We start from the raw sequence: 12302 nt of genomic DNA, 5'->3' as shown, positions 1-12302 counted from the left end.
CACATTAAATCATGAATGTAAATTTATCACCCAAACCTATCAATTTTAAATTTGGCGAGTACATCAATAAAGGCTTTGAGCTTTTGAAAAAAGACTTTGGAGGAGTTTTCGTAGGCTTTTTAGTATGTCTTATCATGACAATTATCCCTCTTTTTGGGGTTTTGGCAGTTGGTAATTACTATAAATATCTTAGAAAACTTTCTAAAAATCAGCCAGCAAGTGCAGGGGAAATTTTTGATTTCAAAGATTTTATGCCGTATCTTATTCTTCAGCTTATCATTATTGGTGGAATGATGGTTCTTTATATTCCGATGATATTTATTATGATATTAGGAGGAGCGGCGTCTTATGGTAGCGATGAGCCAAGTGTAATGGGGCCTCTCTTAATGTTCCCTTATATGTTTTTGATGTTCGCAGCCATTTTATATTTTGCTTTAAAGGGTTTTTACATTCCTGCATTAATTAGTTTTAAAGGAATTACAGATATAAAAACAGCTTGGAATATCTCAAAAGTAATGACCAAAGGAAATCTTATCAATATTTTCCTATTTTCATTTGTAATTGGAATTTTATCACAGCTTGGGATTTTAGCTTGCGGAATCGGGCTTTTCCTAACATTACCATTTATGTATGCTGCTAATTATTTTGCATTTGAAGATGCTATTCAACAAATTGAATACGACGAAATTACCGAAATCGGTATTAAAGAAAAATATTAAGATCAAAATTATTTAAAATGAATCAGCTGAAAAATCTTTTCCTTTTAATCATATCTGTCGGATTTTTGAATTCTTGTTACTCATTTACGGGTTCTTCTCTTACAGACGAGAAAACGGTACAGATCAATGAGTTTCCCAATAATGCAGCGCTGGTAAACCCTACTTTAGCACAGCAGTTTTCTACAGATATTCAAAATAGGTTTTTGCAGCGTACCACTTTAAAAGGAACGAAGCAAAATCCGGATATTTTGATTGAAGGTGAAATTACAGATTATTCAATTTCTCCAACCACGATCAGCTCTACCACGCAGCAGACGAGTGCAGGTGGAACGATTCAGGAATCACAGAATAAGCTGACCATTACAGTGAAGGTTCGTTATGAAAATAAACTGCATCCTGAATTGAGTTTTGATAAAAATTTCTCTGATGAAGCAGTGTTCAACAGTAATCTTTCTCAAAGTCAGATAGAAACGTCTCAGGTAAAACTGGCTACTGATAGAATTATCAATAAAATATTTAACGACATTGTAGCGAACTGGTAATATGATGAATGCTAGAGTTTTAGAATTATTAAAAAATCCGAAAAATATACAGTCAGAAGATTTACATCTTTTGAAGGAAGAAATAATTTCTTTCCCTTATATTCAAAATATTCGTGCTTTGCATCTGTATGGCGTTCATCTTTTTGATAAAGAAAATTATCAGAAAGAATTATCAACTACTGCTGCTTATACCACCGATAAGAAAATTTTGTATCAGTTGATTAACGGAAAAATTTTGCCGACAAAAATTGAAACGGCAGAAAAAGAAGCTCCGATTATTGTTGAAAATAAAACAAAGGCTACCAAAGAACCTTTTTGGTGGGTTAAAGAGAAAAAAACGTTCCCGAAGCATGATTACAAAGCTATTTCAGAATCTTTGGCAGCACCCAAAACTGAAATTAAGCATGTTGTTGTAAATGGTGAGCGCAACAGAATTTTATTTGAAGGTGAAGAAAACTTCTTAGATGAAAACCATTCCGAAATCATCGATTTAGAGTCTACACTGGAATCTGGAGTCATTGTTACTCAAAAATCTTCTTTTCCAATTAAACGTATTGTTGAAGAGGATGAAAATATAAATGATACCTCTTCGGCAGAAGTTTCTACTGAAATTATTCCTCAAGAAGAGATTATTGAGCCTGAAAAAATCAGTAAAAAATCAGAGGTTAGCTCTGTTGAAATAGAATCTTTTAAACCTGAAGCAGAAGTTCAGCGTGAAGAATCTGTAGAAGAAGAGGCGACAGAAAATATTGAAGCAGAAAATAGTACAGAAGTATTAGAACCTGAAGTAACCATCAATGATGATGCAGTAGAAACTGAGAAAACTGAGGAAGATATTATTGATGAAGCAGATGTGAGTTTTGCTGAAACAGAATCTTTTGAATCTGAAACAGAAATTCAGAAAGAAAAATCTGTTGAAGATGTGAATTTGGCAGAAAACACAGATACAGAAGAAATTGTAACGGAAGTTTTAAACCCGGAAATGATTATCAATGAGGGTGAAATAGATTCTAAAGAAGTTGCTGAAGATGTAAATGACGAATCTCAACTAAGCTTCCACGGAACAGATTCTTTCTTGCCGGAAGTTAAAGTAGAGGCTAATGTTTCAGAGCAAGTACATCAGCAAGAAACTCCAAAATCTACGGTGAATAAGCATGAAGATGAAATGCGACGTTTGATTGAAGAAGTTGAGAAAAAGATGAAAGCTAATAAGCAAGAGCCGGAAACAAAAATCAACGAACCGGAAGAAGAAATTGGAGGAGAAATAAGTTTTGCAGACACGCAGGATTTTGTTGTTGAAACTTCAAATGAAACTAAAGAGGTTGAAAAGGTAGAAATTGCTCAGGAAATTAACGATAATCTTTCAGCCGAAGAAAATCAAACTTCTGTTTCTGAAGTAGAAAATGAAGAAAAAACAGCATGGAAACCAATGAATTTTGAGTCTCATGCGCCAGATTCATTCAGCAAAAAAATCGAAATAAAACCTGAACCGGAAGAAAAGATTGAAGCAGTAAAAGAAGTTTCGGAGGAAATTATTTCAGAAGAAGAAAAATCAGAAACTGTAATCGAAAATAGGGTAGAGGAAAGTATAAGCGAAGTTGAAAGTTTAGAACAAGAGATCACAAGTTCTCATGAAAAAGAAGAAGCTCCCGTGATGAATGTTTCGTTCTTTGGAGCAGATATTTCAAGCTTAGCTATACAAAAGGAAGAAGAACAACCAAAAGAAAAAGTAGAAGAATTACCTTTGGAATCTGAAACCCAATCTGTTTTGGATAGTAATGTTCCTGGTTTTATCAATACTTGGCAAAGCTGGCTGAAAATCGACAGAACAGATGACATTGAAAAGGTTAAAATAGAGACTAAAAATAAAGTGATTGAATCTTTCATAGAAAACAATCCTAAAATAAGCCAGTTAAAAGATGAAGTAAATTTCGTGGTTAAAGAAAAAACAGACGATATTTCTCACCTGATGACCGAAACTTTAGCTACACTTTACATTGAGCAGAAATTATACACGAAGGCCATTAAAGCATTTCAGGTATTGATTAATAAACATCCTCAGCGAAAAGAACATTTTGAAAATAAAATTCAGGAGATCAAAGATAGCAGAGGGAAAAATTAGAATGAAGGCAAAATTTTGCTGCCAATTCGAATCAAAAAAGCAAAAAGCTCATGAAAATGAGCTTTTTGCTTTTAATAATTGTAAGAATATTGGTCTTCTTTATTTTCAATTGTTTGATTTGCAATTTTTACGCTGTGTTTAATATTATCCGGAATAGTATGATAATAAAGAACAGCGGAGTTTCTGCTATCCGTTTTTATAGCAAATCTATCCTTGAAGTTAACTGCTTTTGTTTTTGAAAGTTTCCAGTCTTCTGATTTGTTGGAAGGAACAAGGCTGTCAATCACAGAATTTTTACCATAATTTACATACTCGGTGTATAAAGAACTTTTTGCCTCATCCGGTGTATCTTCTTTGAAATAAGCATCTTTAATGATATAAACATTAGAAAGCATTAATTTTTTCCCCAAGGTATTGATCAGTTTTTTTGAAAAAGGTTCTTTTAGTGCAATACTGTTTTTAATTTCCTGTTTGGCTACCCAAATGCTGTCATTGGTATTTTCTTCATCTTTAGAAGAAAGGTAATAGCTGATAGAATGAGGGATATTTATCATCATTCCTTTATTTACTTTTTGTAATAAAAATTTGTTTCCTTCTCTTTTTAAAACGGCGTAATTGTCTTCACCATAATTTTCATTTTCAAAAGACATAATCACACTGTTTTTATTGTCTATAGAATCCAGCTGTTGGGTTAATAATACACCTTTGTTTTCCATCTCGGCGATGTACCTTTTTTCAGATTGGTAATTGGCTATTTTTTCATAAGTAAAATAACCAAAAAATCCCAGAATTAAAATTAGAGGCAGTGCAAAAGCACCCACATGAACTCGTGAAGGATAGTGGTAAAGAAGTTTGTGTTGCAAATCATTGATAAGATGATACGATTTACCGTCTTTTCTTAAAATCCACTCTTGCCCCATCGGGAAAACCGGAATAAAATAAAGATGTGCATATTTCTGAATAAGCTGTATCTCTGCATTTTTCATCTCGGGATTATTTTCTAATCCCAGTTCTTTTGGTGATAATCTTTTAATGACAAAGTTGTTGTGTCCGAAAACAATACTCATGGTTCAATGTTATTAGTGTTGCAATATAAAAATTTTTGGTTATGTTTATAAAAAAATAACCTATGAAATTCAAAACTACTCTTCAGTTACTTATTTTACTTATAACGATGATTTCCTGCCATAAAGCTTCGGTTGCAGTGGATGTAAGTTATGACCCCGAAACTCAAAAAGGCACATTAAAAGTAGATGATAAATTTACATTTAAGCTTTCAGAAGATTCTACAAGCACAACGATTACCATCACAGAAGGAAGTCACACCTTTAAGCTTAATAACGGAAAAGAGTTTACTCAGGTAATATCAAGTAAAGGTGGAATTTTAAATCTTAGCAATGAAGATTTTGTGGTCATGAGCCAACCTTACGGGATGGATGTTGAAAATGTGTCTGGGCTTAATGCTAATATTGATTTTACTGCAGGAAATCATTTTGTGGTAATAGACAGTATGCTTTATTATTCTAAAACAGATTCTTTAGAAGAAGTTTCTGATGCACGTTTGAAAAAAGCACTTGATATGAATAAAAGGCTCGATGGGAAAGGAAATTACATGAAATATCATAAACCTGCCAAGTTTATTGTAAAAGATTGGGACTTTGGTTTGAATCAGGATTTTCCGAAAACCATTGAGACAAGGTCTTCAGGAGGTTCTCCTGCCTTCAACACCCTTACTTATAAAACAAAAGTGATTCCTGCTACCTTATTCAAGTTATATGCTTTGATGAGCCCTCAATATTTTGTAGTACGGAATCTAAAAGATATAGAGTCTGGTAAAGAAGATATAAAAGAAGACAGAGAAAAAACCAGTAAACAAATGGAATTTGATCAATAAGGCTATGCAAGAACTCTTTTTAGTTTAAAATAAATAAAAGCTCATGAAAATGAGCTTTTGTTCTTCGTTGTCAATTCCGTATCTTTGCAAACTAAATTTTTAATATGTCTAAATCATTAATTCCAAAATTAGAAGCGATAAAGCAAAGATATAATGAGGTTGCCGACCTTATTATTCAGCCTGATGTCATTTCAGACCAGAAAAGATATTCTTCTTTAAACAAAGAATATAGTGATTTGGGAAAAATTGTAAAAGTTTACGATCAATATAAAGGGGCTTTAGATACCATTGAAGAGTCTGATGAAATCATTGCAGATGGTTCTGATAAAGATTTTGTAGAATTAGCAAAAATCGAAAAATATGAAGCTTTAGAAAAGATCCCTGCGTTTGAAGAAGAACTTAAAGTTCTTTTAATTCCCAAAGATCCTGCAGATGATAAAAACGTTATTGTAGAACTTCGTGCCGGAACCGGTGGAGACGAGGCTGCAATTTTCGTAGAAGATGTCTACAGAGCTTATGCTATGTATTTTAAAACCAGAGGCTGGAAGCACGAGATTACTGACTCTAGTGAAGCAGCAAAAGGATATAAAGAATTAATTCTAAGAATTGAAGGAGATGGTGTTTACGGGATCATGAAATTTGAATCTGGTGTTCACCGTGTACAAAGGGTTCCTGAGACAGAATCTCAAGGTAGAGTACACACTTCTGCGATTACCGTTGCCGTTTTACCGGAAGCGGAAGAGATTGATTTTGAATTAAATCCTGCAGATATAGAGATGCAGACCTCACGTTCTGGTGGAGCGGGTGGACAAAACGTAAACAAGGTTGAAACTAAAGTGCAGTTGACGCACAAACCTTCAGGTATGGTAGTTGTTTGTCAGCAAGCCCGTTCTCAGTTGGCAAACCGTGAGTTGGCAATGGAAATGTTGAGAACTAAATTATACGATATCGAAGTTCAAAAAGCGGTGGGAGATATTGCGGCACAGCGTAAATCGATGGTTTCTACAGGTGACCGTTCTGCAAAGATCAAAACTTATAACTATCCTCAAGGAAGGGTGACCGATCACAGAATTGGTAAATCAATGTATAACCTTGATGCCTATATGAATGGTGATATCTCTGAAATGATTGATGCCGTAATCATGGCAGAAAACGCCGAAAAAATGAAAGGCGAAGAAGATAATTACTAAATTATTTCTCTTTATTATATACAAAGCTTCTGAGTAATCGGAAGCTTTTTTGGTTTAATAATCTCTGAAGAGTCCCGAAGGGACAGCCTATTAAAGGATAGGATAAAATCCTATTAACATTTTAGATCTAAACAAACCTGTTTGAGTAAAAAAGAAATTTAATACGCCCTCGAATACGATTTTCTCTCTTCCAAATATTCAAGTTTATCTCCGTATCCGGTTTTAAAAAGAGTTTTTACAGTAATTCTGTTCTTGTCTCCTGTTGCACTTGGCAAGTAAGTGACGAAATGTAAATGCGGACCACTGCTCCAACCCGTATTTCCGCTTAGAGCGATGAGTTGACCTTTTGTTACGCTGTCGCCAATCTTTACCTGCGCTCCGTTTTGCTGTAGATGATAATATTGCGCAATCGTACCATCAGAATGCAAAATAGAAACGTAATTTCCATAAGGAGCACAGTTTCTGGTAGGGCAACCTTGATTATTGTTTTGTACCACATCGATAATTAAACCTTCTCTTGCTGCCAAAATTTCAGTTCCTTCCGGCATGATGAAATCTAGAGAATTTTCGTTCTGATGTGAGAATGTTCCATTATAGCCTTGATGTATCCAGAAGGCTTTTCCTTTGCCAAATGGTAAGTCGTAGGTGTAGTTTTTATTGTAATTTTTAATAGTGATATCTCCTATATAGCTATTATAACCAGGCATTTTCTTTACGCCCCAACCTTTCTGATTATCATTTACCACAAAATAAGCGACTCTCATTTTTGTCGTTTTTGCCGGAATTACTTGTGTTGTTTTAAAAACTTCCGGCTTTTTCATATTATTTACTTCCGGTTGACCTTTAAAGACGAATGAAACAGGGTAGACCTCAAGATTATCTGCGTAATAAGTAATTGAATCTCCATTTTTTTCGTGGTACATTTTTATGTTTTTCTGAGCCAATACAAAAAGACATTGAATTATTAGAAAAAAGGAGAAAATATTTTTCATAAGTGTTTGGTTTAAAACAAATCCATTACAAGTATAGACCATTTTCATTGATTTTAAAAGCTTATTTTAATGAAAAGTATTATTTTTACCTCTGAAAAATTAATATGGATATTCGTCTTCATTAAAAAAATGGGATGAGTTTCCGGCTGAAAAATATGTCAATGAATTCTATCGTAATCAATGTTGGAAACAGCAATATCAGATTTGGTCTTTTTGATGATGATAACTGTGATATTTCATGGATTATTAATACAAAACCTTACCGTACTGCAGACGAACTGCATGGGCAGATGTTGATTTTGTATCAAACTTATAAAATTAATCCCAAAGATATTAAGAAAGTAATTATAGGTTCTGTAGTACCGCAATTAACGAGAGAAATTACTTCTGCAATCAGAAAAATTCACGGGATCGCTCCTGTAATGGTTGATAGAACGACTCCTTCAGAAGTCGTAGCAAAGTCAAAACAGATGGGAACCGATATTTATGCGAATCTCGTTGCAGCACACAATATGTATCCCGGAAGAAAAAAGATCGTTTTAGATTTTGGGACAGCACTTACTGCAAGTTGTGTTGCCGAAAATGGCGAATGTTTAGGCGTAATTATCGCTCCCGGAATTGTAACTTCTTTAAATTCTTTGATCAGTCAAACTGCTCAGCTTCCCGAAATTGAACTGGTAAAACCGAAATCTGTTTTAGGATTAGATACGATTACTTGTATGCAAAGCGGAATGGTGTACGGCTTCCTGGGAATGGTGGAAGGTTTTATTGACAGAATAAACAATGAGGTGAATGATGATTGTTTTGTGATAGCAACGGGCGGAGTTTCTCATGTTTACAAACCTTTAACGGAAAAAATTCATATTGCAGACCGACTTCACACCTTGAAAGGACTTTATTTCCTTGGAAAAGATTTATAACTGAGGTTGAGGCTAAGGTTTAAAGAAATAATTTATCAACTTCAACCTTAGCCTTGACCTTATCTTTTTGATTTAAAAAACTCTTTCACAATCGTAGAACATTCGTTTTCCATAATTCCTGAAACTATTTCTGTTTTAGGATGAAGACTTAGGTTTTTATTGATAAAACCACGTTGCTCGTCTCTTGCACCAATCACTACTTTTGAGATCTGTGACCAGGAAAGTGCTCCGGAACACATCACACAAGGTTCTAATGTCACATACAACGTACAGTTGATCAAATATTTTCCGCCCAAATAATTGGCTGCAGAAGTGATTGCCTGCATTTCGGCATGCGCCGTCACATCGTTTAATGTTTCGGTAAGATTATGAGCTCTTGAAATAACGCGATTGTTGGAAACGATGATACATCCGATGGGAACCTCATCTTTTTCTAATGCAATCTGAGCTTCCTGAAAAGCCATTCTCATAAAATATTCGTCTGTAAACATAAAAATAAAAGCTTAGTGCAAAACTAAGCTTTTCAATATTGTACGTGGCTTTTTTTTAACCGCAAAAGACACAAAAGTTTTTTATAGTGTAATAAGTAATTCAAAAGCTAACAAAACAAAAAAGTAAATAAGAATTTTACATTTTGAAAACTTTTGCATTACTTTTTTTCAATCATTTCTATTGATTCTTTTGCGGTAAAAAATAAGCTTTAAATTTTTTGCTTTTTTGAGGGGATTTAGAATCTATACCCAATTCCGCCCATCACTTTTCCTGTAACAGGACCGATGTCGTAAGTATCGAAATCTCCAAATCTTCTTGCGATACCCCCACTTGCTTCTATCACCAATCTGTCTTTGATGACCCATTTTCCTCCAACTCCAAAACCTACTCCTACAGTGGTAATGTTTTTTGCACCCCCATAATTATAATAATAAGTATTTGTTGGGCTGTCGTAGTAGTTATTGTAGTACTCATCTTTTTGCATGGTAATCGGAATAAAGCCTTCAAAGAAAAACCCTGAAGCATATTTTTTTCCGAAATAGTATCTGAAGTAAGGTGAAATTTGTTTGAAGTCGTCTACTTCGTCGCTCAATGTAATCATTGCATTCACCCCAATCCCTTTGTTTTCAGAAATTAATCTTTCGTAAGAAACGTTGGCTAACGGTAGTGCGATCAATAAAATAGGATCGGCGAGGATATCGTTTTTTCTTTGCTTTTCTGTATTTTCCTGTGCCTGAGCTGCAAAGGTTCCGAGAATTAAAGATAATCCAAGTAGAATTTTATTCATTTAGTTTTTTTGCCAAAGATAAATAATAAAACCATATATGGTGATAAAATTACAGGCTAGTCAAAATTGAGTGCTAAAGGCAGTCTGAAGCGGTATCTAACTGGGTCTCCGTTATGAGAAGCTGGAGAAAATTTTTCAGAAACAGAGTACAACGCAATTTCTGCCTGTCGGTTGAATGTAAAATTATCACCTTCGGCTTTTACATTGCTAATGGTTCCGTCTTTTTCTACAATAAATGCAACGTTGGTTTTCAAGTTTCCTGTTTCAGAAAACACTCCGTCTCCATAAAAAAGCTGTGCAACTTCTTTTCGTAAAGCATTTATTCCGCCGGGATAATCTGCCGTTTTTTCAATCGAACTTGGGAAATCCTGTTGAGGGATGAGAACTGTTTTAGATTTAATTTTTTTTAAATCTTCAAGATTTTTTACCTTAAGCAAAGCTGCGATAAGGGCTACATTTTCGATACTGTCCATCTTTTTCATAAAAAAAAGAAAGTCATTCTTAACAGCTGTTTTGTATAAAGGATTCTGCTCGGCATCAAACTTTTTCTTAAACTCAGTATTCAGCATTGTTCTGTGCTGATTATAATAATTCTTCACCATTTTGAAATCCTCGGTTTGCTGAGAAAAACAAAATGTTGAGAGAAGTATAAAAAGAAGAGATAAAGCTTTCAATACATGATTATTTATGTAAATGTACTCAAAAAGATGTGAAATTCTACTCTTTCAAATAACTGTTTAGCGATTCTTGTAAATGTTTTTTGATATCTTCAACTAAATTGATAGGTTCTAAAACTCTTACTTCTTTTCCGTACGATAAAATTTCCTGCATAAAATCGTAAGTAGGGTGGAGGAAAAACTCAAAATAAATATCAGTTGGGGTTTCTTTAACTTCTTTTTGAGATTGATGGAGCGCAAAGCTTCGAATGTATTCTCCCTGATGGCGGCTGCATTTCAGCACAATTTTCTGTGGATTTTGTTCGGTAAGATTCATCACGCCAAAAGCATTTTTGAAATGTTCTCTAAAGTTATACTTATATTTTTCCCTGAATTTTTGTGGAGTAATATCCAGATAATTAATTCTGTCTAAACCGAAAGATTTCAACGTTTTGTCTTTGGTATCAATCGCAATGAGATACCATCGGTCTTTAGATTCTTTCAACGCTAAAGGATGAACTTTTCTTGAGGTCATCAGTTTGTTTTTGTAATTGTAGTGCTCAAACAAAACAATTCTTTTGTTTCTGATGGCAAAGAAAAGATCATAAAAATGCTCAACTCCAGTAGGTTTTCTGCTTTCAAAAAAGATAAAATTAGCAAAATCGGGATAATTATTTAATGCATTGCTTACCTGAAAAGATTCTAATAGTTTTTGGTTGTACTCATCGACTTCCATCATCGGACGACTTTCGATATAATACCGATTATCACCTTTCTTTTTGTTGTGAATAGATAGATTAAAAAGATTGGATATCTCACGAATATCCCGTTGCAAAGTACGAATAGAATAGCTCTTAATTCCCGCATCCTGAAATTCGAAAGAATTCAGAAGATAATCTTCCATCTGCGAATACGTCGCTGGAGCGCTCTCTAATTTCTTAATGATCAAGGCATATCTCGTAAGGTAAAAATCTTTTTTCATTTCGTATCATTTTCTAAAACAAATATATGCGGTTACTGCGACAAATGGTGTCGTGTTTTATTTTTTTCTTTAAAAGTTTTTGGAATTTGTTTTTTAATGGTTGGTTGTAATTAAAAAAGCCACACGATAGAATCGTTTGGAAGTGGAGACAACATTTTATGCACTTACTATGAGAGAAAAAAACAGGAAGGAAAACATTCCCTCCTGATTATAAATAATGTAAAGTGTAAAATTATAAGTAGAGCATTCTCTGTCATTGCCAGAAACGAAGCTTTTGTAAATACCTACAAATTTGCATAATAGTTTTAACAAATTTTATTTGGTTTTTATCATAGAATGCGGCAGCAGAAGGTAATGTGGTATATTAATTACTTAATCTAAGATAATTAAATTTTTTGCAGATTGTTTTTTACCATTTACAGTTAATTCTTTTAAGTCACATATAATTCCTTGTTTCTTATTTATAATTAGTGTGTCTACATCAAAATCGTATATTTTAATAGTTTTGCTATTATCTTTTATAAAAAGAGTGTCTTTTATAGATTTATTAAATAACATTTCTATAGATAATATAAATCCTTTGCCATAAGATTTTTTCTCATATTCTATTTTTTTTCCGGCAAAAATAACATCAGTTTTTTCTTTATTTAAACTAAATGTTGCAAAGTCTTTCGTGATATATATTCCCTTCAATCTACAATCACAAATGATTTTTTCATGTTTATTTTCTTGATTTCTATAGGCAATATAAATATAGCAACTAATTATTGCTAAAATTATTATAAACTTTTTTTTCATATTATTTTACTTTTATATAACCGTAATAATTCTTAATAAAGTGACTTCGAGAAATAGGAGATTTAAGAAATCCTTTATTAGGATTTTTCCTGTCATTTCCTTTTTTATCTTTAATAGTGTCCCTCGCTGCCGCACGAATCCTTTCGTGTGGTCAGTGATCCTATAAATCAAACATTCTAAAAACCACAATATCATCCAAAAGTCCTTT

General features: G+C 33.5%; 13 protein-coding genes. 6 read left to right on the top strand and 7 right to left on the bottom strand.

From position 1 onward, the window contains the following. Window positions 1–11 precede the first annotated feature (11 nt). The 3 genes from AB671_RS01730 to AB671_RS01720 are packed head-to-tail and all read left to right on the top strand — an operon-like array spanning window position 12 to window position 3383. Window positions 12–719: a hypothetical protein gene (locus tag AB671_RS01730; RefSeq protein ID WP_066678967.1), complete on the top strand. Its 708-nt coding sequence runs from the start codon at window positions 12–14 to the stop codon at window positions 717–719. A 17-nt stretch (window positions 720–736) separates the two neighbouring features. Further along, a complete protein-coding gene (locus AB671_RS01725) occupies window positions 737–1261 on the top strand; it encodes an LptE family protein (protein ID WP_066678969.1) in 525 nt (174 codons plus the stop codon). A 1-nt stretch (window position 1262) separates the two neighbouring features. Then, window positions 1263–3383, top strand: a complete 2121-nt coding sequence (locus tag AB671_RS01720; RefSeq protein ID WP_066678975.1) for a tetratricopeptide repeat protein — start codon at window positions 1263–1265, stop codon at window positions 3381–3383. Between the two features lie 71 nt (window positions 3384–3454). Here the strand turns inward: AB671_RS01720 and AB671_RS01715 are convergent, their stop codons facing one another. Further along, on the bottom strand, window positions 3455–4450 hold the full coding sequence (locus tag AB671_RS01715) for a hypothetical protein (RefSeq protein ID WP_066678977.1): 996 nt from the start codon (window positions 4448–4450) through the stop codon (window positions 3455–3457). Between the two features lie 62 nt (window positions 4451–4512). On the opposite strand from AB671_RS01715, the gene AB671_RS01710 reads away from it, so the two are divergent. Then, entirely contained in the window at window positions 4513–5277 is a 765-nt protein-coding gene (locus AB671_RS01710; RefSeq protein WP_066678979.1) for a hypothetical protein, read from the top strand. A gap of 104 nt (window positions 5278–5381) precedes the next feature. Continuing rightward, window positions 5382–6467 carry a peptide chain release factor 1 gene (gene prfA / locus AB671_RS01705; protein ID WP_066678985.1) on the top strand — a complete coding sequence of 362 codons (1086 nt, stop codon included), beginning with the start codon at window positions 5382–5384 and terminating at the stop codon, window positions 6465–6467. Window positions 6468–6625: 158 nt separating this feature from the next. Here the strand turns inward: prfA and AB671_RS22675 are convergent, their stop codons facing one another. Continuing rightward, window positions 6626–7390: a M23 family metallopeptidase gene (locus tag AB671_RS22675; RefSeq protein WP_317040100.1), complete on the bottom strand. Its 765-nt coding sequence runs from the start codon at window positions 7388–7390 to the stop codon at window positions 6626–6628. A 230-nt stretch (window positions 7391–7620) separates the two neighbouring features. On the opposite strand from AB671_RS22675, the gene AB671_RS01695 reads away from it, so the two are divergent. After that, window positions 7621–8379, top strand: coding sequence for a type III pantothenate kinase (locus AB671_RS01695; protein ID WP_066679006.1), 759 nt, complete (start codon window positions 7621–7623; stop codon window positions 8377–8379). 59 nt (window positions 8380–8438) lie between these two features. Here the strand turns inward: AB671_RS01695 and AB671_RS01690 are convergent, their stop codons facing one another. From AB671_RS01690 to AB671_RS01670, 5 genes are all read right to left on the bottom strand, one after another. Beyond that, complete coding sequence (locus AB671_RS01690; RefSeq protein WP_066678987.1) at window positions 8439–8870, bottom strand: nucleoside deaminase; 432 nt, start codon at window positions 8868–8870, stop codon at window positions 8439–8441. A 236-nt stretch (window positions 8871–9106) separates the two neighbouring features. Next, entirely contained in the window at window positions 9107–9658 is a 552-nt protein-coding gene (locus tag AB671_RS01685) for a DUF3575 domain-containing protein (RefSeq protein ID WP_066678990.1), read from the bottom strand. Window positions 9659–9714: 56 nt separating this feature from the next. Then, the gene (locus AB671_RS01680; protein ID WP_228390947.1) at window positions 9715–10260 is read right to left on the bottom strand and encodes an energy transducer TonB; all 546 of its coding nucleotides are present in this window, start codon (window positions 10258–10260) and stop codon (window positions 9715–9717) included. A 115-nt stretch (window positions 10261–10375) separates the two neighbouring features. Then, window positions 10376–11296 carry a helix-turn-helix transcriptional regulator gene (locus AB671_RS01675; protein WP_066678992.1) on the bottom strand — a complete coding sequence of 307 codons (921 nt, stop codon included), beginning with the start codon at window positions 11294–11296 and terminating at the stop codon, window positions 10376–10378. Between the two features lie 372 nt (window positions 11297–11668). Continuing rightward, entirely contained in the window at window positions 11669–12094 is a 426-nt protein-coding gene (locus AB671_RS01670) for a hypothetical protein (RefSeq protein WP_066678994.1), read from the bottom strand. Window positions 12095–12302: the final 208 nt, after the last annotated feature.

This window comes from Chryseobacterium sp. BGARF1 (genome assembly GCF_001677955.1).
In the GTDB taxonomy this organism is placed as follows: Bacteria; Bacteroidota; Bacteroidia; order Flavobacteriales; family Weeksellaceae; genus Chryseobacterium.
The sequence above is the reverse complement of the archived record's forward strand: the minus strand, read 5'-3'. Positions and strand labels throughout refer to the sequence as shown.